Here is a 22,469-nt window from a genome sequence, read left to right on the forward strand (position 1 = left end):
GCCGCGACCGAAATTTCGGCGGCCCTGTACCGCCTCCCCCGTTTTCTGTGTTTTCGCTGGTCAGAACATTCGGATCAGTGTGCGCCGAACAACTCGAGCAGTTCCGTCTTGTGGAACATCCGGGCCGTGTCGACGGCCGACGGCGTGCCCTCGGACGGGTCGGCGCCACCCTCGAGAAGTGCCTTGATGACGTCCGTCTCGCCCTTGAAGACCGCACCGGCGAGTGGCGTCTGGCCTCGGTCGTTGACTCGGTTCGCCTCGGCCCCCCGGGCGAGCAGGGCGCGCACGGCCTCGGCGTGGCCGTGATAGGCGGCGAGCATCACGAGCGAATCGCCGCGGTCGTTGGTGAGGTTGGCCGGAACGCCGGCGTCGACGTACGCCACGAGCGCCTCGGTCTGCCCCTGCCGGGCCAGATCGAAGATCTTGGTCGCCAGCTCCACGACCTCGGGGTCGGGGGCTTCAGTCATCGGCCGGACCGCCTCTCACTACGAACACGGGGACTGCGGGGAACTGCTGGAACTGCTGGGAGCACCGGTACGGCCCGCGAGCGGTGCTCGGCCGTACGAGTGATTCGCCAGGGTACTGGCTCGCGCGGCACATGACCCGCCCCGCCCGCGGCAAAGATCATCGCAGACGCGGTCGGACGCGACACCCAAGCTCATCCGGCCAGGGACACTCCGCCACTCGAGGGAAATCCACCGAATTTCACCCGGTTGCACCTTTTATCGTATGGATACATCCTGTGAGCCTGGAAGTACTCATGGTGACTGTCCCCACAAACCAGGAGCACTCACATGATCCTCTCCATCTCAGGCGTCGTCCTGCTCGGCATCGTCGTCTTCATCTTCTTCCGCAAGGACGGGCTGAAGGCATCGCACGCCCTGATCTCGGCACTGTTCGGCTTCTATCTGGCGAGCACGGCCATCGCCCCGAGCATCAAGGCCGGCGGCGAGAGCCTGGCGAGCCTCCTGGGCGGCATCCAGTTCTGACGCCGCCCCACCCACCCGTACGCACCTGTAGGAGACAGCAGTGGCCCGCCGCCCCCTCCCTCGCATCCTGAGCACAGGCAGCGCGCAGATCGCCCGGAGCAGGGAGCTGGCCCGGGCGCAGTTCGCCCGAAGCCGCGAGCTGGCCCGGACGGCGACCGACAGCGCCTCTGACGTCCTCCATCCGCTGATCACGATCACCCGCGGTCTGCGTCGGCTGGCCTCGGCCGGGCGGCGCAAGTGGGCCGACACGCCCAAGGACAGGCGCGGCATGCTGCTGTTCCTGGTGGCCTCGGTGATCCTGGTCGTGGCACTCGTTCCGTACGGCCCGCTGCTCGCCGTCATCACGCTGATGGCGGCGGCGGCCTGGCAGGGCCGGGACCGCGCGCCGAGGGAGCCCGACGGCCCCGACGAGTCGCAGACGGAACGGCTGAGGGCGCTGTACGAGGCACTGGTCCCCTACTTCTCCACCGCCGATGACCCCGCCCCCCTCTACGCCCACGGCGGCGAGTGGGAGAAGGCCTTCCCGGAGTACGAGTTCGACGGCACGGGTCGCATCAGCGGTCTCCTGATCCGCTACCCGGCCTACTTCACCGACGGCGAGGCGCAGGCCCGCGCGCGGATCGAGCACCTGCTGACCGCGAAGTCCGGCCGCGGGCGGGAGTACCACTTCACCTGGGACGAGATGGGCAACGAGCTCACCGTCGCCGTCCTCGCGCCGCTGCCCACCGACATCGCCGCCCAGCGCTTCGTCACGGCCCCCGGCGAGACGGTCCTCGGCTTCACCGACCCCACCCAGGTCCAGCGCACCCTCCCCCTCACCCACGGCGAGATCCACCGCGACGTACCGCCGGTCGTCTGGCGCACCGGCATCCGCTCCACCGAGCCCCACCTCCTGGCCCTGGGCCAGCCCGGCAGCGGCACCTCGACCCTGCTGCGCTCGATCGCCCTGCAGGCGCTGCGCTACGGCGACGTCGTCATCGTCGAGGGCGGCAGCACCGGCGAGTACGCCTGTCTGATCGGGCGGGACGGCGTCCTGGCCGTCGAGTGCGGGCTGGCCGGGGCGCTGGCGAGCCTGGAGTGGGCGGCGACGGAGACCGAGCGACGTCTGATCGCCATCAACCGGACACGTCAGGCGGGCAACCCGCCGCCGGACGACACCAAGCGGCCGCTCTGGATCCTCCTGGACCGCCCGACCGCGTTCTCCCACCTCGCCGCGGCGGACAACCGCAAGGATCCCCAGTCCCTCCTCCAGGTCCCCCTCCGGCACGGCCGCGCAGCCAACGTCACGGTCGTCGTGGCCGACCAGTGGGACGCCATGGACACCCTCAGTGACGCCGTACGGCAGCACACGCGCGCGCGTGTCGTGCTCGGCCCCGCGACGGCGGAACAACTGGAGACCGTCCTGGGCGCTCCCCCGCACACGACCCCGGTCACCGACGTCCCGCCCGGCCGCGGCTACGCCCGCCTCGGCACGGGCCCCGTCCATCGTCTCCAGGTCCCGGCGACCCCGGACCCGTACGACGACGCGACGAGCGACGCCCAACGTCAGGCGGTACTGGACCTGCTCCCGGAGCGGACCACGCCGGTGCAGGCGGAATCCCTGGAGAAACTGGAGAGGTTGGAGAAGCCGGAGAAGGTGGAGAAGGCGGATCAGGAGCCGGAGCCGGTGCCCGCGGACGCTGTGGCCGCCGAGACGTCGTAGCCGTCAGGCGACGAACGGCCGCACCGAGTCGCCGCCCCCGCTGACCCCGCTCTCCACCAGCCGGGCCGCCGCGGCCAGCCTCACCGCGGCCTCCTCAGCCACCGCCCCCCCCACGGTGAACGGCAACCGCACATACCCCTCGAAGGCGCCGTCCACCCCGAACCGAGGCCCGGACGGCACCCGAACCCCGACCCGCTCCCCCGCCTCCGCGAGCCGCGACCCCGACAGGCCCCCGGTCCGCACCCACAACGTGAGCCCGCCCCGCGGCACCTCGAACTCCCAATCGGGCAGCTCCCGCCGCACAGCGGTGACCAGCGCGTCCCGGTTCTCCCGGGCCTGCGCGCGCCGCACCTCTACCGCCTGCTCCCAACCCCCCGTGCCGAACAGCCAGTTCACGGCCAGCTGTTCCAGCACGGGCGTCCCCAGATCGGCGTACGCGCGCGCGGCGACGAGGCTGCGGATCACATCCGGTGCGGCCCGCACCCAGCCGATCCGCATCCCGGCCCAGAAGGCCTTGCTGGCCGACCCGACGGTGATGACGGTCGACCCGGCGGGGTCGAAGGCGCACACCGGTCGCGGCATCTCGACATCCGGGTCCAGCCACAGTTCGCTCATCGTCTCGTCGGCCACGAGCACCGTCCCCGCCGAGCGCGCCGCGTCCACCAGCCGCCGCCGCTGGTCCTCGTCGGCCAGCGCCCCGGTCGGATTGTGGAAGTCGGCGACGACATAGGCGAGCCGGGGCGCGGCCTCCCGCAGCACCTGCCGCCACCGGTCCACGTCCCAGCCGGTCAGTCCCTCGGCCATGGCGACGGGCACGAGCCGGGCGCCCGCCTCCCGCATCAGCTGGAGGATGTTGGCGTACGACGGCGACTCGACCGCGATCCGCTCACCGCGACCCGCGAACAGATGGCAGATCGCGTCGATGGCGCCCATCGCCCCGGTCGTCACCATGATCTGCTCAGGCATGGTCGCGATCCCGTGCGCCGTGTACCGCTCGGCGATCATCGAGCGCAGAGCGGGCAGACCGGCCGGATAGTCACCGTGTGTGTGGGCGTACGGAGGCAGCTCCTCCAGCGCGCCCTGGACCGCACGGGTCAGCCACGGTTCGGGCGCGGGCAGCGCCGCCGTGCCCAGGTCGATCACCGAGCCGAGCGCCTCGGGCGGCAGCGGCTCCAGCCCGCGCGCGGGCAGCGGGTTCCCGGCCGGCACGGCGGTCCAGCTCCCGGCGCCGCGCCGGGACTCCAGGAACCCCTCCGCGCGCAGCGCCTCGTACGCGGCGGCCACGGTCGTACGGCTCACGGACAGCGCGAGGGCCAGCTCACGCTCGGCGGGCAGGCGCGCGGCGACCGGGACCCGGCCCTCCAGCACGAGCAGCCGGATGCCGTCGGCCAGGGCCCGGTACGCGGGCGGGCGCTTGGTGCCGGGGCCGGCGGGGCGGTCCTGCTGGGAGGTGAGGAGCCGGGCGAGCTGTGCGGCACCCACCGCAGAAGTCCACTGCGCCATGATTTCCAGTCCACCTTCCCCGAATTGGCCATGGATGGCATTGCTTCCCAAGCCACAGGGTGTCATGCATCAGGCCACTACCACCACAGGGGGGCATGTCTTGTCCACGCAGGGGGATTTCCTACAACGGCTCAAGCAGGGGCATCTCATACGGCGGCTGTCACAGCTCTACATCGGGCTCGCGCTGTACGGCGCGAGCGCGGCGCTGCTGGTGGAAGCGGGGCTGGGCCTGGAGCCCTGGGGCGTGCTGCACCAGGGCGTCGCCGAACGCACCGGCCTGACGATCGGCGTCGTCTCGATCGTCGTCGGCGCGGTGGTACTGCTCCTGTGGATCCCGCTGCGCCAGCGCCCCGGCCTCGGCACCGTCTCCAACGTCTTCGTGGTCGGCATCGCCATGGACGGCACCCTCGCGCTGCTCCCCGAAACGCACTCCCTGGCCGTACGGATCCCCCTTCTCCTGGCCGGCGTCGTGCTCAACGGCGTGGCCACCGGCCTCTACATCGCCGCCCGCTTCGGACCGGGTCCCCGCGACGGGCTGATGACCGGCCTGCACCGGCGTACCGGCCGCTCGATCCGCCTGATGCGCACGGCCGTCGAGATCGCCGTCGTCGTGACCGGCTTCACCCTGGGCGGCACCGTCGGCGCCGGCACCGTCCTGTACGCGCTGTCCATCGGCCCGCTCGCCCAGCTCTTCCTGCGCGTGTTCGCCCTCCCCCCGGCATCCGACGGCAGCACCGTCGTTGCCACCGGGCAACCCGAGCGGGCGATACTGCGTTCGTGAGCACCACGCGGATACGCCACCCGTACCTCGACCACCCCGGCCCGATCCCGTTCGCCCATCGCGGAGGGGCGGCGGACGGCCTGGAGAACACCGTGTTCCAGTTCCGGCGCGCGGTCGACCTGGGCTACCGGTACATCGAGACCGACGTCCACACCACGCGCGACGGCAAGCTCGTCGCCTTCCACGACGCGACCCTGGACCGGGTCACGGACGGGGCGGGCCGCATAGCCGACCTGCCCTGGGACGACGTACGGGACGCGCGCGTGGCGGGCAAGGAGCCGGTGCCCCTGTTCGAGGAGCTCCTGGAGACCTTCCCCGACGTGCGCTGGAACGTCGACCTCAAGGCGGAGCCGGCGCTCCACCCCTTCCTGGAGCTGATCGAGCGCACGAACGCCTGGGACCGCATCTGCGTCGGCTCCTTCTCCGAGGCACGCGTCATCCGCGCCCAGCGGCTGGCCGGACCGCGCCTGGCGACGTCGTACGGCACCCGGGGCGTCCTCAATCTCCGGCTGCGCTCCTGGGGAGTGCCGGCCGCGCTGCGCCGTTCGGCGGTCGCCGCCCAGGTGCCCGAGGCGCAGTCCGGGATCCAGGTGGTGGACCACCGCTTCGTGCGGGCCGCCCACGCGCGCGGGCTGCAGGTGCACGTGTGGACCATCAACGATCCCGATGCGATGCACCGGCTCCTGGACCTGGGAGTCGATGGCATCATGACCGATCACATCGACACGTTGCGCAAGGTCATGGAGGACCGGGACGTCTGGGGCTGACCCCCGTCCTGGCTCCGCCCTCGCGCGGGATCACCACGGGGAAGCGAGGGCGCGGGGTGGGCACCGATACCGTGCGGACGGATGCGGCCGACGAGGCCGCGGGGCGCCGCCGCGAGCAACGCGGCTGGTACCTCTACGACTGGGCGTGCTCCGTCTACTCGACGAGCGTGCTCACCGTGTTCCTCGGCCCGTATCTGACGTCGGTCGCCGAGGAGGCGGCGGACGCGGAGGGGTTCGTCCACCCCTTGGGCATCCCGGTGCGCGCGGGGTCCTTCTTCGCGTACTCGGTGTCACTGTCGGTCATCGTGGCGGTGCTGGTGATGCCTCTGGTGGGTGCGGCCGCCGACCGCACGGGCCGCAAGAAGCCCCTCCTCGCCACCGCCGCCTATGTGGGCGCCACCGCCACCACGGCGATGTTCTTCCTCGGCGGAGACCGCTATCTGCTCGGCGGCCTCCTGCTGATCGTCGCGAACGCGGCCCAGTCGGTCGCGATGATGCTCTACAACTCCTACCTCCCGCAGATCGCCCCGCCCGAGGAGCGCGACGCGGTCTCCTCCCGGGGCTGGGCCTTCGGGTACGCGTCCGGCTCCCTGATGCTGATCGTGAACCTGGTCCTGTATCTGGCGCACGACTCCTTCGGGGTCTCCGAGAGCACGGCCGTCCGCATCTGTCTGGCATCCGCAGGCCTGTGGTGGGGCGGCTTCGCTCTCATCCCGCTACGACGGCTGCGCGACCGTCGGTCCACGAGCGCCGACCACGTCGGCAAGGGGCCGAGCGCGATGGGCTTCCGGCAGCTCGCGGCGACCGTCCGCGACATGCGCCGCCACCCGCTGACGCTCGCCTTCCTCCTCGCCTACCTCATCTACAACGACGGCATCCAGACGGTGATCTCCCAGGCGTCGATCTACGGCTCCGAGGAACTGGGCCTCGGACAGTCCACACTCATCGGCGCCGTACTGCTGGTCCAGGTGCTGGCGGTGGCGGGAGCGCTGACGATGGGGCGGCTGGCCCGGACCTACGGAGCGAAGCGGACGATCCTCGGCTCGCTCGTCGCGTGGACCGTGACACTGGCGGCCGGGTACTTCCTGCCGGCCGGGGCCCCGGTGTGGTTCTTCGTGCTGGCGGCCGGCATCGGTCTGGTCCTGGGCGGCAGCCAGGCCCTGTCCCGCTCCCTGTTCTCCCATCTCGTCCCACCGGGGAAGGAAGCCGAGTACTTCTCGGCATACGAGATGAGCGACCGCGGTATGAGCTGGCTGGGGCCGCTGCTGTTCGGGCTCACCTACCAGCTGACCGGAAGTTACCGGGACGCGATCATCTCGCTCGTGATCTTCTTCGTCATCGGATTCGCCCTGCTCGCGAGGGTTCCGGTGCGGCGGGCGATCAGCGACGCGGGCAACCCGGTTCCGACAACGATTTAGCGTTCCGGCTGAAAGGGCGGTAGTGTACGCGTTTGGCCTGCCAGGCGTACCGTTACTGCGCGTCAAAGATGCCGAAACGCTGGGTCACATCTGCTAGCAGATGTGACAAACCGGGCGCCGGTGGGTACGACATTGGTCAGCAAGGCTGCGGCTACGACGGCGACGCATCACCCAGAACGGGACACGGGACGGGAATCTTTACCGCCGACCGGACGTTGACCGGATGACGACGACAGCGACACCTGTCCTGTGGGCGACAAGCCCGGGAGGCACGATTCATGAGTGAGCGAGCTCTTCGCGGCACGCGCCTCGTGGTGACCAGCTACGAGACGGACCGCGGCATCGACCTGGCCCCGCGCCAGGCCGTGGAGTACGCATGCGAGAAGGGGCACCGGTTCGAGATGCCCTTCTCGGTCGAGGCGGAGATCCCGCCGGAGTGGGAGTGCAAGGTCTGCGGGGCCCAGGCACTCCTCGTGGACGGCGACGGCCCTGAGGAGAAGAAGGCCAAGCCCGCGCGTACGCATTGGGACATGCTGATGGAGAGGCGTACCCGAGAGGAACTCGAAGAGGTCCTCGAGGAGCGCCTTGCCGTTCTGCGCTCCGGGGCGATGAACATCGCGGTTCACCCCCGGGACAGCCGCAAGTCGGCCTAGGTCCCTGCGCGGCTTGGACGGTTTGACCAAGCAACGCATCTAACCGCGGGCGCCGTACGTGAAGGTGACGTACGGCGCCCGCGGTTTGCTGTGCCCGAAAGCCGGGCCTGAACGCCTGAACACGGACCGGCAAAAAAGAGACCCGGCGCTCAGCGGCGCCGGGTCCTTGCGATGTCAGCGCGTCAGAGGCGGGCGCGGGTCCTGCGGGGTGTCCCCCGGCTCGTCCCTGATGACCTCGCCCTGCACGACCTTGCCGTCGGGGCGATGCATGCGGGCCTGCTGGAAGGCGTCCCCCAGTGAACCCGGGGTCGCCTCGCGCAGCTTGCGCTCGAACGTCCGCTCCGCATGGCGGCTGAGGGCCTTCTGGACCGGCGGGATCAGCAGAACCAGGCCCGCCGCGTCCGAGATCAGGCCCGGCAGCATGATCAGCAGGCCGCCGAGCATCATCAGGCCGTTGCCGCCCCCGCTCGTCGGGGTGCCGCCGCGTTGCAGCGCCTCGTTCAGCGACTGGAAGGCGCGTCGGCCCGCCCTCTTGATCACCACCGAGCCGAGCACGAGACCGGCGAGCAGCAGCAGGAACACCGTGAGACCGCCCGCCGCATCCGCGACCGCGGTGAGCAGCCAGATCTCCAGCACCAGCCACGCGGCGACACCGAGCGGCAGGAAGGTACGCAGCCGGGAGCGCCGGGGCCGGGCGGGATAGGTAGGGGTCGGTGCGCCAGTCGTCATGCGTCCAGTGTGCCTGGGCCCGGCTCAGAGCGGGATAAGGGGACGACTCAGACCGCCACGCCGCAAGCCGCGATCGCGACGGAGGCGCCCCGCGCTACGGCTGGGACGGCGACGAGGGCGACGAGGGCGACGACGACGGCTTGCCACGGCCCATCAGCTTGCCCACCCGCTCCCGCGCTCCCCACGACGTGACCCGCCACAGCGCCTCGACCAGGATGTCGCGGCTCATCTTCGAGTCACCGAGCTCGCGCTCGACGAAGGTGATCGGCACCTCGACGACATGGAACCCGGCCTTGACCGAGCGGCGGGCGAGGTCGACCTGGAAGCAGTAGCCCTGGGAAGCGACGTCGTCCAGGCCAAGGCCCTCCAGGGTCTCGCGGCGGAAGGCGCGGTAGCCGCCCGTGATGTCACGCAGCGGGAGATCGAGGGCGAGCCGGGAGTAGAGGCTGCCGCCGCGGGAGATGAACTCGCGGGACTTGGGCCAGTTCACGACGCGTCCGCCGGGCACCCAGCGCGAGCCGAGGACCAGGTCGGCGCCCTTGAGGGCGGTCAGCAGGCGGGGCAGTTCCTCGGGCTGGTGGGACCCGTCGGCGTCCATCTCGATCAGGACGCCGTAGCCGTTCTCCAGGCCCCAGCGGAAGCCCGCGAGGTAGGCGGCCCCGAGGCCCTCCTTGCCCTTGCGGTGCAGGACCTGGACCTGGTCGTCCTCGGCGGCCAGCTCGTCGGCGAGCTTTCCGGTGCCGTCGGGGCTGTTGTCGTCGGCCACGAGCACATGCGCCTCGGGGACCGCCTTGCGGACCCGGCTGACGATGCTCTTGATGTTCTCCGCCTCGTTGTAGGTCGGAATGATCACCAACGCCGTGCCGAGCGGGCCGAACCGCTTCCCCCGGTCCTGTGCCGCGAGGTCCCCGTCGCCGTCGTTCACTGCTGCCCCTTCACATCCGTACGCAGACATCCACCATAGTGGGCACGGCCTGCGCTGACGTGACAGCACGTTCGTACGGCGGTGTCGATTGCACAAGAACCGGGTAAGGCCGGGTTTTCCGGGACCGGTACGTCTGTTTCGCCACCTCTGCGGAGGTTGGCGCCCGCTGAGATGGTTCGCGCCTGCTGCGGATGGGGGCCCGGCGCCCTTCGGGCCGACCTGGGACCCGCTGGCTGCGGGTCGACCGAAAGCCGTTGTCTACTGAGCGCCCGGGCCCCACCCGGGTCACACCTCCCCGATCGGCCGCGACGTTCCGTCGTCGCCGCGCGGGCGCTGAGCCTGGCTCCCAGTGACGGTGCCCCGGTGCGGCACACCGTCCCTGACCCAGCGGCCTCGCGGCGGTTCCCGGAAGATCCGCGGTTCCCGTTCGGGCGTCCGGTGGTGGACTCGGCCGAACCTACCGGCCACGGGCCTGCGCCTGTCAACAGCCCTTTGACCTGCGGGTTTTCACCCGAATCGCTGGTCAGCGCGGAGGATGCGCAGGTCGCGCGCCGGGGTGGTGCGCAGCGATCGGACGCGCGCCACCCCGGGAGATCACTCGCCCGGCCGTACGAAGACCGTTCGTCCGCCCACCACCGTGCGCAGACAGACCGGCAGCTCACGGCCGGGGGTCAGGTCGGGCAGGCCGGGGGTGCCCGAGCGCGGGTCGGTGGACCAGCGGGCGACCCGGTCGTCGGGGGCCTGAACCACCAGTTCGTCGGTGCGCCACACGGCGTAGTCGGCGGGCGCGCCCGGCACCAGGACACCCGCGTCGTCGCGCCCGATCGCCCGCCAGCCGCCCCGCGTGTGCGCCGTGAACGCGGCACGCACCGAGACGCGGTGCTCGGGCGTGTGATGGAAGGCGGCCGCGCGGACCGTGCCCCAGGGGTCGAGCGGCGTGACCGGACTGTCGGAGCCGAAGGCGAGCGGGACGCCGGCGCGCAGGACGGCCGCGAAGGGGTTGAGGGTGCGGGCCCGTTCGGCGCCCAGGCGCTGGGCGTACATGCCGCCCTCGCCGCCCCACAGCGCGTCGAACGCGGGCTGCACGGAGGCGGTGAGGCCCAGCTCGGCAAAGGCCGCGACGGTCTCCGGCGTCAGCATCTCGGCGTGCTCGACGCGGTGGCGGGCGGCGCGGATCCGGGCGAGCCCGAGCTTCTCGGCGGCCGCGCGCACGCCCTCCACGACGGCGGTCACCGCCGCGTCGCCGATCGCGTGGAAGCCCGCCTGGAGGCCGGCCTCGGTGCAGGCGGCGACATGGGCGGCGACGGCGTTCGCGTCCAGGTAGGCGGTACCGGTGTGGGCCGCGTCGGCGTACGGCTCGTGCAGGCAGGCGGTGTGCGAGCCGAGGGCGCCGTCGACGAAGAGGTCACCGGCCGCACCGACCGCGCCGAGCTCCCGCGCCTTCTGGACGTCCTGCTCCGCCCAGTAGCCGATGACGCGCGGGCCCGGTTCCTCGGCCGCCGACCGGAGCAGCCCGGTGAAGTCCTCCTCGGACGAGATGTCCGGCCCACCGCACTCGTGGACGGTGCCGATGCCGAGGGAGGCGGCGTGGGCGAGGGCGGCGCGCTGTGCCTCGACGCGCTGGGCGGGCGTGATCGCGTCCAGCGCGGTGGCGCGTACGGCGTGATGGGCGTCGGCGACGAGCGGGGCGTCACCCGCCACCGGATCACCGGGCGCCATGTCCAGCAGGGCCGTCGTGACGACCGCGGAGTGGACGTCGATACGGGACAGGTAGAGCGGCCGGTCACCGGCGGCCTGGTCGAGCTCGGCGCGCGTCGGGGGACGGCCCCCGGGCCAGCGGGAGGCGTCCCAGCCGTGACCGAGCAGCACCTTGTCCTGCGGGCGGGCCGCGGCGAAGTCCCGCACCAGGGCGAGGGCCGCGTCGAGAGAGGGCGCAGCGGACAGATCGAGGCCGGTCAGCGCCAGGCCCGTGGCGGTGGTGTGCACATGGGCATCGGTGAACGCGGGGGTGACCAGGGCGCCGTCCAGGTCGACGACCTCGTCCACGCCGTCGGCGAAGGCGTCGGCGGCCCCCTCGGACCCCACCCAGGCGACCTGCCCGCGCTCCACGACCATCGCGGTGGCGAAGGGGTCGGCTGGGCTGTGGACCTCTCCGCGGCGGAGCAGGACGGTCTTCGGCTGGGCGGTGGGCTCACTCATGGGAGACAGTCTCGCGCCTGGCCCTGGATCTCTCTGAACAGGGGGCGGCCTCAACGCTCTGAAGGGGCGCGAGGCTGTATCGATGTGCGGCTCCGCCGCGCGGGCGCGACCAGCCCCGGATCACCCGCAGTCGGCGTCCGACGAACAGCTCGACGGCGACGACCCGCGGCGATCAAATCCGCGGCGGCCGCGCCTCGTACGGCGTCGACAACACCACCGTCGTCCGAGTCGAAACCCCCGCCAGGGCCCGCAGCCGCCCGAGCAGCTCCTCCAGTTCGTGCGGGGTGGCCACCCGAACCTTGAGGATGTAGTTCTCGTCGCCCGCGACACTGTGGCAGGCCTCGATCTCGGGCACCCCGGCCAGCCGCTCCGCGATGTCGTCGGGGGCGCTGGGGTCGAACGGCTTGACCGAGATGAACGCGGTCATCGGCAGCCCCACGGCCTCGGAGTCCACGACCGCGGCGTAGCCGCGGATGACGCCGCGCTGCTCCAGTCGGCGCACCCGCTGGTGCACGGCCGACGTGGACAGGCCCGTGGCCTTGCCCAGGTCGGTGTAGCTCATCCGCCCGTCCTTGACGAGCAGCTGCACGATTTGTCGGTCCAGCTCCTCCATGTCGCAAGAACCTACAGTGCGGTGATCTCTTGGGATACCTGAGCAGCCCAGGTCATGCCCGGTTTGTGATGTGGCCGGGCGTCAGCTGTGAACCGTCCGAGGGACAAACCGGCCGCCTCGGGCACCTGCGGGCGGCATGTGACGAACGCCACAGGCCTCGAACAGGCTCCGTGATGCCCCCGTGATTAACGCCGAGACCCGGCGGGAAGTGCTTGCTGTGGTCGAGGCCGCAGCGCCTTCACGGCCCCACCCGAGGGGGAGTTATCCATGCAGAGTCTTAAGCGCCCTGGTCGTACCGCGCCCAAGCGCCTTCAGTCCGTCGTCGAGCCCGCTCCGGAGGGCGTCGAACCCGACGACTTCGACGACGAAGAGCTGGACGCGTACGACACCTTCGAGATGTACCGGGTGATCTGCCCGGACTGCGCGCAGCCCATCGCCCTGCTGGCGGACGAGGACGTCCTGCCGGAGCACGCGCTGTGCGCCTCGCCGTGGAACCCGTTCGGCCTCACGGTCTGTGCCGGTACGGGCCGGCGGGCCGGCGAGGCCCGCTCCGCGGACGAGTCGGCCGAGCCCCAGGAGCAGGACACCGCCCTGCTGTTGACGCTCCCTCAGGGGCTCGACTGGCGGACACAGCCGTTCTCGCACGTCGGAGGCCCGGGCTCGCGCCCCATCCGGGTCCCCTCGATGCGCCGCCCGGCCGCCGCCTGAGCGGACGCCACCTCGGTCGCGTCGTTCAACCCCAGTAGCTGCCCTGCACCATGGCACGCAGGCTGCCGTGGTGCAGGATCAGTGTGTCCGGGTCCGCCGGGACGGCGACTTCGCCGAAGTACGCCTGGCGGTAGGCGATCCGCAGCATGACGACGGCGTGCCGCAGTGCGGCGTACAGCGTGTAGAAGTCCATGTCACGCGGGGTGTGGCCGGTGAGGCTGGCATAGCGGGCCTCGATGCGGTCGCGGCGCAGGAAGTCCGGCAGCCCGCGCTGTCCGAAGGTGACCGTCAGGTCGTGGAAGAAGCGGTGCAGATAGACGGTCCAGCCGAGGTCGACCTCGCGCGGGGCCAGTGCCGCCATCTCCCAGTCGAGGACGGCCGCGGGTTCGAAACCGTCGTAGATGACGTTCCCGATGCGTGCGTCGCCCCAGTTGAGCACCGGCGTGCCCGGGTCACGCGGCCAGAGCTCCTCCAGACGCTCGAACGCGTCCTCGATGAGCGGTGAACGGGCGAGACCGGCAACCACCCATTCGTAGTACGCGCGTTGGGCCGTGACGTGCCGCCGCAGTGCGTCACCCTCGCCCGCAAGTTCGAGGAACTCCGCCTCTTTCGCCGGTACTTGGTCGTGCAGCCGGGCCAGCAGTCCGATGGTTGCCGCCTCCAGGTGCTCGCGCTCGGCGTCGCTCGCCGCGTGCAGCCAGTTGCCCTCGTAGGTGTACGGCATGACGTCCGGCGGCACACGCCCCTCGACGCGCTCCATGACGAAGAAGGGCGCCCCGAGCGGGCCGGGGTCCTCCTCCAGCCACAGCACCTTCGGCACGGGCAGATCCGTGTGCTCGGCGACGACGCGCATCGTGCGGTACTGGCGCGGCATGTCGTACACCGGGAAGACGGTGTACGCCGCCGGATCCGCCGCGAGCCGCAACGCGCAGGCGTGCGCGGGCGGTTCGGGGTGCTCGATGTCGAAGAGCAGGGTCTCGCTGGACAGACCGTTCGACTCGGGGACGGTGACGCCGACCGCCTTCGCTCCGGGCAGCCGGGTGCCCAGCCAGGCGGCGAGGCGGCGGGTGAGCTCCTCGGGGTCGCGGGTGGTGGTGCGCGGGCGGGGTGCCGTGGCTGCCATGTCCCGAACCCTCCTACGGTGCGACCGACTTGAAGTCCGCGAAGCCGCTCGGGTCGTGCCGCCCGAACGAGCCGTGCTCGAAGATGCCGTGGCCGACCCGGCCGTCCAGCCGGAAGCGCGCGGCGTGGTCGGTGACGCAATACGCGGCCAGAGGGTGGTCCCCGGTGAGGTCGTAGCTGCGCCGGTCGGTCCACCCGCGCCCCTGCCAGGTGCCGTGCTGCCAGTCGTCGGCGGGCGGGTAGCCGGCGCCGATGGCGAGCGGGGACGAGGTGAGGATCTCCACCTGGAGTTCCTGCGGCTTGCGCACGTCGCCGAGGTGGACGAGGGCGCGTTCGGGGTGGCGGGTGCCGGAGCGGTAGGTGATCTCGGGCTGGGGCCAGCCGAGTTGGCGGTCGCGATGGCCGGGGTGGACCATGGTCGCCTCGCTCAACGAGCGGTACCCGTCCGCGTCCTCCTGGACGATCACCATCAGGAACCGGTCCTCGAAGCGCACCGGACACCAGATCCAGTGGAAGCCCTCGGTCGGACGCTCCTCGGCGAACCGCCCGCCCTCCTCCCCCGGCATGGGGCGCACACCCCAGCTGCGGTCGCGGGTGCCGGTCCACCCGCCCGGGCTGACGCGGAACTCCTGACCGCCCGCGCGCACGACGCCCGCCACTGCGCCCGCCTGCACGAAACGGCGCCCTTCGAGGGTGAGCCGGTCACCGCGGCGCTGGAGGTGGTGGGGTTCCCAGAGGGCGGGGAAGTCGGCCGTCCAGGCGATGTCGTACGACAACTCGGCGTCGTCGCAGATCAGGCGCAGCCGGCGCAGCGGCTCCTCCACCTCGATCCGCAGCGGCCCGACGGCCAGCCGCATCCGGTCCTCGCCGAGCGCGTCCGAGGCCCGCACCGCGTGCAGGGTGTCCCCCACCCGCAGGGTCGCGTACGCGTCGATCACCCCGACGTTGGGATACACCCCGAGCCCGAGGATCAGCAGGGCACGCCCCTCATGGTCGAGGACGTGGAAGATGCAGCGGTCGTAGGCGTTGCGGTCGCTGGTCGCGACGTACTTCATGGACAGCGGCACCTGGTGCACCGGGTACTCGTCGAGCGGTACCGGGCGGTCGTCGTCGGCCACGGCAAACCTCCCTGGAGACGGCTGGCCTGACGGTACGTCAGACGGCGTCGGGTGACCAGAGAAGGGGCCGGACGACCGCGAACTCACGCCCGATTCCCCCGAGCGGTGACTTGTCCGCCTGCCTCCGCGTTGCCCTGGTATGCCCCAGACGTACTCCGCGACCGGTCCGCAGCGCCGCATCTTCGTTCCGCGGCCCGCGGGAACGGTCACGCCGGCGCCCCCGCAGCAGCAGGATCCGCCCATCTACCGCGATCTGATGCGCAAGTGGGCCGACCGTGGCCGCACCTTGCCGGGGCGCCACGACCCGGAGTGGATCCGGCTCACGGCGCCCCAGGTCAGGCACGGCCAGTTCAGCGTCCTTCGGGACCTGCCAGGTGACGGGCGATGACCATCCGCTGGATCTGATTGGTGCCCTCGACGATCTGCAGGACCTTGGCCTCCCGCATGAAGCGCTCGGCGGGGAAGTCCGCGGTGTAGCCGTACCCGCCGAGGATCTGGACGGCGTCGGTGGTCACCCGCATCGCGGTGTCGGTGCAGTGCAGCTTGGCCATGGCCGCCTGCTTGGCGAACGGCCGGCCCGCGTCGCGCAGCCGCGCCGCCGCCAGATACAGCGCGCGGCCCGCCTCGATCTGGGTCGCCATGTCGGCGAGCATGAAGCGCAGGCCCTGGAAGTCGGCGATCGGCTTGCCGAACTGGCGTCGCTCGGTCGCGTACGTCACCGCCTCGTCCAGCGCCGCCTGGGCCACCCCGATCGCACAGGCCGCGATGCCGAGCCGTCCTGAGTCGAGTGCGGACAGGGCGATCGCGAAGCCCTGGCCCTCGTCGCCGACACGCCGGTCGTCGGAGACCCGGACCCCGTCGAAGTGGACCTGGGCCGTGGGCGAGCCCTTCATGCCCATCTTCTTCTCGGGCGCCGCCGCGCTCAGCCCCTCCGCGTCCCCGGGCACCAGGAACGCGGTGATCCCGCGCGGGCCGTCCTCGCCGGTGCGGGCCATCACGGTGTAGAAGTCGGCGATGCCGCCGTGCGTGATCCAGGCCTTGGTGCCGCTGATCACCCACTCGCCCCCGTCCCGCACCGCCTTGGTGCGCAGGGAGGCCGCGTCCGATCCGGAGGCCGGCTCGGAGAGGCAGTACGCGCCGAGCAGCCCGCCGCCGAGCATCGCGGGCAGGTGCTCGACCTGCTGCTGCTTGGTGCCGTAGGCGGCGAGGGCGTAGGAGGCCAGGGTGTGCACACTGACGCCGAGGCCGACGGTGAGACGGACCGCGGCGAGCTCTTCGAGGACCTGGAGGTAGACCTCGTACGGCTGGTCGCCGCCGCCGTACTCGGAGTCGTACGGCAGGCCGAGCAGTCCTGATTCGGAGAGCAGGGTGAAGACCTCGCGCGGGAAGCGTCCGGCGTCCTCCTCCTCGGCCGCGTTCGGGGCGATCTCGCGCTGCGCGATGTCGCGGACGAGCGAGATCAGGTCCCGGGCCTCGTCCGTGGGCAGTTGACGGTCCACCGGCTGCGGGGCGCGGTCGGGCATGGCGACGCTCTCCTCCCTTTCGGGAACGTCGGCGGTCGCGCCTTGGGTGGGGCGGCTCCGCCGGTCTCTCGGGTGCCGGCAGGTGCTCCGCTCCCGGGTCGCGGAAGCTGCTGACCAGCGGCTCTGCGGTGAGTATGCCCGATCGGGGACATCGAGTCACCAGTTAACGACCGCTTACTCCAAGAAACTTTCCGACCGATTCCCGGCCTCCCGAATTGGTCCGAACCATTGACCAAGTGGTCTAGTCCTCCTACCGTTTCGATCCAACGCCTCTCCGCGTTCATGCCAATCGGCGTGCGATCCCCTCTGTCCCCCGCGAGGAGACACCCGATGCACACCCCGCTTTCCTCCCGCGCTCGCGGCCGCACCCTGCCGGCCGCCGCGTGTTCCGCCGCGCTCGCGGCCGGCCTGCTCGCCGGCACCGGCACCGCGACCGCCGACCAGGACGGCCCCGACCAGGACGGTGCCCGCAAAGCGGCCGGCTCCAAGGTGGTCGGCTACTTCACCGACTGGGGCATCTACGACCGCAAGTACTACGTCAAGAACATCGAGACCTCCGGCTCGGCGAGGAAGCTCACCCACATCAACTACGCCTTCGGCAACGTCGTCGGCGGCAAGTGCGTCATCGGCGACACCTGGGCGGACACCGACAAGCCGTTCACCGCGGCGGAGTCCGTGGACGGCGTCGCGGACACCGCGGACCAGCCACTGAGCGGCAACTTCAACCAGCTGCGCAAGCTGAAGAAGCTCCACCCGAACCTCAAGGTCGTCTGGTCGTTCGGCGGCTGGAGCTGGTCCGGCGGCTTCGGTGAGGCGGCCAAGGACCCGGCGGCCTTCGCGCAGTCCTGCCACGACCTGGTCGAGAACCCGAAGTGGGCGGATGTCTTCGACGGCATCGACATCGACTGGGAGTACCCGAACGCCTGCGGCCTGACCTGCGACACCAGTGGCAGGGAGGCCTTCCCCGAGCTGATGAAGGCGTTGCGCGCCAAGTTCGGCAAGCGGGAGCTGGTCACCGCGGCGATCACGGCCGACGCCAGTGACGGTGGCCGCATCGACGCGGCGAACTACGCGGGCGCGGCCCGGTACGTCGACTGGTACAACCCGATGACCTACGACTACTTCGGCGCCTGGGCCGCCACCGGCCCCACGGCACCGCACTCCGCGCTGCGCTCCTACCCGGGCATCCCGCAGGAGGGCTACAACACGGCCGCCACCATCGCCAAGCTCAAGAGCCTGGGCATCCCGTCCTCGAAGCTGCTGCTCGGCATCGGCTTCTACGGCCGCGGCTGGACCGGAGTCACCCAGGCGGCGCCCGGCGGCACCGCCACGGGCCCGGCGAAGGGCACCTACGAGAACGGCTTCGAGGACTACAAGGTGCTCAAGCAGACCTGCCCGGCGACCGGCACGGTGGGCGGCACGGCGTACGCCAAGTGCGGGGACGACTGGTGGAGTTACGACACCCCGGCGACCATCAGGACCAAGATGCAGTACAAGGACCGGCAGGGGCTGGGCGGGACCTTCTTCTGGGAGCTCAGCGGGGACACCGCGAACGGTGAGCTGATCAAGTCCATCAAGTAGCAGGACCCTCGGGGGACTTGGGGCGGAGGACCACGAGGCCTCCGCCCCTTGTCCTGTCCGACGGGTTCAGTCGTCCCGCCGGGCGGGGTCGGGCGTCTTGTACGACGGGTCGAGCTCCTCGATGGCACGCATGGCGCCGCCCAGGGTCCTCACCAGCAGCTCGCGCATGGTGTCGCGGGGCAACTCGGGTCGGTCTATCCAGTCGAGGGTGGCGCCCTCCACACTGCACACCCAGGCGAGCAGACCCATGCGGGCCAGCGGGGCGATGTCGATACGGCCGTACGCCCCCTCGGCGATGGTCGCCACGATCGCCTCGCGCACCCCGTCCCGGATGGCGTGCACCTCGGTGTCGAAGCCGACGCCGCCGCTGACGATGGTGCGGTAGGCGGCCTGGTTGTGCTCGGCGTAGCGGAGGTAGCTGTCGATGGTGCGGTGGACCCGGTCCACCGGCTGCAGTTCGCCGCCGCTCGCCGCGTAGGTGACCAGGTCGGCGACGGAGTCCTGGATGATCGCCAGGTAGTAGCCGCGCTTGGACTGGAAGTAGTAGTAGATGAGCCCCTTGGCGACATGGGCCTGCCGGGCGATGTCGTCCATGGAGAGCGCGTCGTACGACGTGTCGGCGAACAACTTCCGCCCGATGGTGATGAGTTCGGCACGACGCGCCACCGAACGCTCGGTGCCGCGGGCCCGGGGACGGGCCGGGTCGCGCTGTTGACTAATATTCAATTTCGACCCTGGATTCCAACGGGCGGCGGGACATCGGCAGTATGGCAGACCTGCATCAGCTGCTCGTTCGAGTCTGATCGACTTTGATGGATCCGCTCGACATCACGTCGGCATATGTCCGACCAAAGGGTCGAGTGTGTGTCAGGTCACAGCAGACCGAGCTGAGTGACGAGCATCGCGACGACCACGACGAGGGTCCAGCCCATGACGTGCTCGACGATCTTCGGGCCGTCTTCCTTGGGGCCGCCGGTACGGACGCGGGCGGCGGTGGCAGAGTGCGCGGTCATACGCCCACCCTGCCACCGGGAACGGCTTGTGCGGCGGAGACGTTGCTCACAACACCCCGACCGCGGCGAGCGCGGCGCGCTGGCGCGGGGTCGCAAACGCCGGGAAGTAGAGGTAGCAGACGCCGCCGGTGCCGGAGACGACCTTGCCCGCGGCGTTGTACCGCTTGGTCCGCAGCCAGATGTTCTCCCATTCGCGCCGCTTGTAGACGCGCCGCACCGCCTCGTTGCTCGGCGAGTTCGGGTCGTTGGCGATCACGTCGCCGTCGGGGGTGAACCCTATGACGGTCATGAGATGCCCGGCGGTGCCGTACCCCGCCCCGGTCAGCTCCTCCTTGAGGAAGGACTGGGACGTTATGGCCGGGATACCGGCGGCGATCAGCTTCTCCAGGTCGGTGAGCGAGCCGAGCCGGGTGACGACGCCCCGGAGGTCCTCGAAGGTGGCCGCGTAGGCGGCGTTGAACGGCCAGTTGCCGCAGCCCTCGTACTGGTAGTCGAAGGTGAACCGGGCCGCGTGGCAGACCTGCGGGTCGGCGAAGGCCGGATCGACCCATTCCAGCTGCTCCGGGGTGAGGCTGCCACCCCAGTACTCGATGATCATCTGCGAGGAGGTGGGGCTGCACCATGCCTCGCCACCGTTGTCGTACTCGGGGTACTGGCCGATGTGGATCTCCTGCGAGTACCGCGGGACGATCAGCTCCCGGGCGAGGCCGGGGGTGGAGGCCGGGACGGTGAAGCGGTCGGGGACGTCGGAGCCCATGGCGCCGACCCGCCAGACCTTGGGGGTGAGCTTGGTACCGGGCTTGCGGTACAGGGTCAGCCGCAGCTGGTAGGAGGTCAGGCGCAGCCCGCCGGCCGGGTCGTCGATGGCGAACGTGTCCGTCCAGATGCTGCTCCGGCCGTCGCTCTGGTCGTCGACCGACGTCCGCCTGATGTCCAGGTCGCCGGCGGCCCAGCGGCCCATCACGTACCAGGGGGTCGCGGTGCCGTCGGAGTACGTGCCCCGCAGCTCGATCTGGAGCCAGGTGCCGTCGGGGGTGTGCGCGTTCCAGGAGGCGATCGCCTCGGTCGCGGGGACGGCGAGACGGTGGACGGGGGACGTCCAGGTCGCGTACTCCCAGCGGGCGGTCCTGCCGGTGTGCGGGTCGGTGTAGTCGATGGCACCGCCGGGCTTGGCGATCACGAGGCCGGGGCGGGTGCCCGCGACGGCTCGTGTGCCCTCGGCGGTGCCGGAGCGCCAGTCGGCGTACGTGGTCCAGGCCCGGTTGTCGACGGTGCGGGCCGGGGCCTCGGCGGGAGCCGGGGTATCGGCGCCCTGGTCGGCGGCGGCCGGGCCCGCGCCGCCGGCTACGGCTGCCGCGACGGCGGCGGTCAGGACGGCTCTCCGGGACGGCTGTTCGGCTCTGCTCATGGGCGGAAGACTCCCAGGTGTCCGAGTCGGCAAGGTCCAATGCACGGCTGTCCGCCAACTATGGCTGCAGGCGGCACCGTCTGCCAGCACTTCGGCCCCTGGCGCGCCTACCAATATTGGTCTCCACCACTGGCGCGACTCGGGATGGCCGTCCGCCCCAACCGCCCTATGGGCAGGGCGAGATGAGCGAGCCGGGTCTCGGCGTACGTCGCTGGAACGGCGTACACCGAGACGGGTGACGGATCGTCAGACGAGATCCATGGCGGCGATCTCGTCGGGGCGGCCGTAACTGACCGGGCCCTGGAAGCGGCGGCGGGCGGTGGTGAACCACCAGACCGTGGCCACGGCCAGGACGACGGCCAGCGCGATCGGCGCGTAGTTGAAGGAGTGGGCGGTGATCGGCGAGGCGTGCGGCAGCATGAACAGGACGCTGCTGAGCAGGATCCAGACCACGGCGACGGCCCCGACCGGCCGTCCCCAGCGGCCCAGGTGCCAGGGCCCCGGCTGGAAATCGTCCCCCAGGCGCAGCCGGAGCAGGATCGGCACCGCGTAGGCGAGGAAGAGTCCGACGACGTTGACGCTGACGATGGCGGTGAACGCGGTGTGCGACCACCAGCCGGGCAGCACGAGCGCCAGCGAGCAGGCGACCGCCAGCCACACCGCCTTGACGGGCGTCCGCGTGCGCGGCGAGACCGAGTGCCACCAGCGGGAGCCGGGCATCGCGCCGTCCCGGGAGAAGGCGAAGATCTGCCGGGTGTTGCTGGTGAGATTGGCGAGGCCGCAAAAGAGCATGGCGCCGATCACGATCAGCAGCAGCGCCTTCGCGGTGCCGAGGCCCAGCCCGTCGATCAGGATCTGCACGGGCGGTGCGTCGGCGCTCGCCACCCGGTCGTAGTCACGAATGCTGTAGACCAATGCGAGCATCAACAGCAGTCCCGCGATCGCCGAGAAAGCGATCGCCCGCGTGATCCCCCGCGGCGCGTTGACCGTCGCCCGGACCGTTTCCTCGGACATGTGGAAGCTGCCGTCGAAGCCGGTGAAGGTCCAGCTGGTGACCAGCAGACCGAGCATGCCGCCGTAAAGGCCGCTCGTGAAACCGGTGTTGTTCACGAAATGCGTGACAAAGGAAGCCGACTGATGATGTTCGGGCATGACGATCAGCGCGCTCACGATCACCACGAGTCCGATCAGCAGCCACCACACGGAGATCCGGTTCAGTACGGCCACGAGGTGCACGGTGTAGGTGTTGGCGAGCCCCTGGACCACGATGATCAGGCCCGTGATCAGCACCGTCCGGTGCGGGGTCGGCTCGTACGAGGGCCACTGCAGGGCGATGAAGGCCTGGAGGAAGGTGGCGGCGGCGTACCCGGTGGCCGCCGTGCCGCCGACCTGGCCCACGAAGTTCAGCCAGCCGGTGTACCAGGACCAGGCGCCCTTGTGCCGTTTGGCGAGTTTTCCGGCGGAGAAATACAGGGCGCCGCTCGTCGGATAGGCCGAGGCGACTTCCGCCATCGATGCTCCCACGAAGAGCACCATGACGGAGACGCCGATCCAGCCGAAGACGAGAACGCTCGGGCCGCCCGCATTCAGACCGAACCCGATTCCCGAGAAGATTCCCGAGATGATGTTGATGATGGTGAACGAGATGGCGAAATTGTCGAATGCCTGAAAACGGCGCGTGAGTTTTCTCGGATAGCCCATCGCATGCAGGGTCGCA

General features: G+C 70.8%; 21 protein-coding genes. 8 read left to right on the forward strand and 13 right to left on the reverse strand.

What is annotated here, in order from left to right; translation table 11 throughout:
• Positions 1 to 74: 74 nt before the first annotated feature.
• Positions 75 to 467, reverse strand: a complete 393-nt coding sequence (locus EJ357_RS07835; RefSeq protein WP_126389994.1) for an ankyrin repeat domain-containing protein — start codon at positions 465 to 467, stop codon at positions 75 to 77.
• 327 nt (positions 468 to 794) lie between these two features.
• Between EJ357_RS07835 and EJ357_RS07840 the strand changes: the two genes are divergently transcribed.
• Both EJ357_RS07840 and EJ357_RS07845 read left to right on the forward strand, forming a co-directional pair.
• The gene (locus tag EJ357_RS07840) at positions 795 to 989 is read left to right on the forward strand and encodes a hypothetical protein (RefSeq protein ID WP_004002760.1); all 195 of its coding nucleotides are present in this window, start codon (positions 795 to 797) and stop codon (positions 987 to 989) included.
• 40 nt (positions 990 to 1,029) lie between these two features.
• On the forward strand, positions 1,030 to 2,691 hold the full coding sequence (locus EJ357_RS07845) for a hypothetical protein (protein WP_126389996.1): 1,662 nt from the start codon (positions 1,030 to 1,032) through the stop codon (positions 2,689 to 2,691).
• 3 nt (positions 2,692 to 2,694) lie between these two features.
• Here the strand turns inward: EJ357_RS07845 and EJ357_RS07850 are convergent, their stop codons facing one another.
• Positions 2,695 to 4,194: an SCO1417 family PLP biosynthesis transcription factor gene (locus EJ357_RS07850; protein WP_126389998.1), complete on the reverse strand. Its 1,500-nt coding sequence runs from the start codon at positions 4,192 to 4,194 to the stop codon at positions 2,695 to 2,697.
• Between the two features lie 64 nt (positions 4,195 to 4,258).
• Between EJ357_RS07850 and yczE the strand changes: the two genes are divergently transcribed.
• The 4 genes from yczE to EJ357_RS07870 all read left to right on the forward strand — a co-directional run bounded on the left by yczE (position 4,259) and on the right by EJ357_RS07870 (position 7,813).
• Complete coding sequence (gene yczE / locus EJ357_RS07855; RefSeq protein ID WP_175647333.1) at positions 4,259 to 4,975, forward strand: membrane protein YczE; 717 nt, start codon at positions 4,259 to 4,261, stop codon at positions 4,973 to 4,975.
• A complete protein-coding gene (locus EJ357_RS07860) occupies positions 4,972 to 5,742 on the forward strand; it encodes a glycerophosphodiester phosphodiesterase (protein ID WP_126390000.1) in 771 nt (256 codons plus the stop codon). The genes yczE and EJ357_RS07860 overlap by 4 nt, the downstream gene beginning before the upstream one ends.
• A 56-nt stretch (positions 5,743 to 5,798) precedes the next feature.
• On the forward strand, positions 5,799 to 7,160 hold the full coding sequence (locus tag EJ357_RS07865) for an MFS transporter (RefSeq protein WP_126390002.1): 1,362 nt from the start codon (positions 5,799 to 5,801) through the stop codon (positions 7,158 to 7,160).
• A 278-nt stretch (positions 7,161 to 7,438) separates the two neighbouring features.
• Positions 7,439 to 7,813 carry an RNA polymerase-binding protein RbpA gene (locus tag EJ357_RS07870; protein WP_003977404.1) on the forward strand — a complete coding sequence of 125 codons (375 nt, stop codon included), beginning with the start codon at positions 7,439 to 7,441 and terminating at the stop codon, positions 7,811 to 7,813.
• Positions 7,814 to 7,987: 174 nt separating this feature from the next.
• Here the strand turns inward: EJ357_RS07870 and fxsA are convergent, their stop codons facing one another.
• The 4 genes from fxsA to EJ357_RS07890 all read right to left on the reverse strand — a co-directional run bounded on the left by fxsA (position 7,988) and on the right by EJ357_RS07890 (position 12,279).
• Entirely contained in the window at positions 7,988 to 8,542 is a 555-nt protein-coding gene (gene fxsA / locus EJ357_RS07875; protein WP_126390004.1) for an FxsA family membrane protein, read from the reverse strand.
• Between the two features lie 94 nt (positions 8,543 to 8,636).
• A complete protein-coding gene (locus EJ357_RS07880; protein ID WP_126390006.1) occupies positions 8,637 to 9,467 on the reverse strand; it encodes a polyprenol monophosphomannose synthase in 831 nt (276 codons plus the stop codon).
• Positions 9,468 to 10,061: 594 nt separating this feature from the next.
• Positions 10,062 to 11,666 (reverse strand): amidohydrolase, encoded by a 1,605-nt coding sequence (locus EJ357_RS07885; protein WP_126390008.1) that lies wholly within the window; start codon positions 11,664 to 11,666, stop codon positions 10,062 to 10,064.
• A gap of 172 nt (positions 11,667 to 11,838) precedes the next feature.
• Positions 11,839 to 12,279, reverse strand: coding sequence for an Lrp/AsnC family transcriptional regulator (locus tag EJ357_RS07890; RefSeq protein ID WP_126390010.1), 441 nt, complete (start codon positions 12,277 to 12,279; stop codon positions 11,839 to 11,841).
• 267 nt (positions 12,280 to 12,546) lie between these two features.
• Here EJ357_RS07890 and EJ357_RS07895 point away from each other — a divergent pair, with 267 nt between their 5' ends.
• Positions 12,547 to 12,987 (forward strand): hypothetical protein, encoded by a 441-nt coding sequence (locus tag EJ357_RS07895; RefSeq protein WP_126390012.1) that lies wholly within the window; start codon positions 12,547 to 12,549, stop codon positions 12,985 to 12,987.
• 25 nt (positions 12,988 to 13,012) lie between these two features.
• Here EJ357_RS07895 and EJ357_RS07900 read toward each other — a convergent pair whose 3' ends face one another.
• From EJ357_RS07900 to EJ357_RS07915, 3 genes are all read right to left on the reverse strand, one after another.
• A complete protein-coding gene (locus EJ357_RS07900) occupies positions 13,013 to 14,110 on the reverse strand; it encodes a phosphotransferase family protein (protein WP_126390014.1) in 1,098 nt (365 codons plus the stop codon).
• A 13-nt stretch (positions 14,111 to 14,123) separates the two neighbouring features.
• Positions 14,124 to 15,164 (reverse strand): hypothetical protein, encoded by a 1,041-nt coding sequence (locus EJ357_RS07905; RefSeq protein ID WP_126399291.1) that lies wholly within the window; start codon positions 15,162 to 15,164, stop codon positions 14,124 to 14,126.
• 413 nt (positions 15,165 to 15,577) lie between these two features.
• The gene (locus EJ357_RS07915) at positions 15,578 to 16,750 is read right to left on the reverse strand and encodes an acyl-CoA dehydrogenase family protein (protein WP_126390018.1); all 1,173 of its coding nucleotides are present in this window, start codon (positions 16,748 to 16,750) and stop codon (positions 15,578 to 15,580) included.
• A 330-nt stretch (positions 16,751 to 17,080) separates the two neighbouring features.
• Here EJ357_RS07915 and EJ357_RS07920 point away from each other — a divergent pair, with 330 nt between their 5' ends.
• A complete protein-coding gene (locus tag EJ357_RS07920) occupies positions 17,081 to 18,331 on the forward strand; it encodes a glycoside hydrolase family 18 protein (protein WP_126390019.1) in 1,251 nt (416 codons plus the stop codon).
• Positions 18,332 to 18,397: 66 nt separating this feature from the next.
• On the opposite strand, the gene EJ357_RS07925 is transcribed toward EJ357_RS07920, so the two are convergent.
• From EJ357_RS07925 to EJ357_RS07940, 4 genes are all read right to left on the reverse strand, one after another.
• Positions 18,398 to 19,057: a TetR/AcrR family transcriptional regulator gene (locus EJ357_RS07925; protein WP_126390021.1), complete on the reverse strand. Its 660-nt coding sequence runs from the start codon at positions 19,055 to 19,057 to the stop codon at positions 18,398 to 18,400.
• Positions 19,058 to 19,203: 146 nt separating this feature from the next.
• A complete protein-coding gene (locus EJ357_RS07930; protein ID WP_126390023.1) occupies positions 19,204 to 19,344 on the reverse strand; it encodes an SCO1431 family membrane protein in 141 nt (46 codons plus the stop codon).
• Positions 19,345 to 19,390: 46 nt separating this feature from the next.
• Positions 19,391 to 20,752, reverse strand: a complete 1,362-nt coding sequence (locus EJ357_RS07935; protein WP_126390025.1) for a peptidase C39 family protein — start codon at positions 20,750 to 20,752, stop codon at positions 19,391 to 19,393.
• A gap of 246 nt (positions 20,753 to 20,998) precedes the next feature.
• Positions 20,999 to 22,453, reverse strand: a complete 1,455-nt coding sequence (locus EJ357_RS07940) for an amino acid permease (protein ID WP_407698472.1) — start codon at positions 22,451 to 22,453, stop codon at positions 20,999 to 21,001.
• Positions 22,454 to 22,469: the final 16 nt, after the last annotated feature.

Source organism: Streptomyces cyaneochromogenes (assembly GCF_003963535.1).
Classification (GTDB): domain Bacteria; phylum Actinomycetota; class Actinomycetes; order Streptomycetales; family Streptomycetaceae; genus Streptomyces; species Streptomyces shaanxiensis.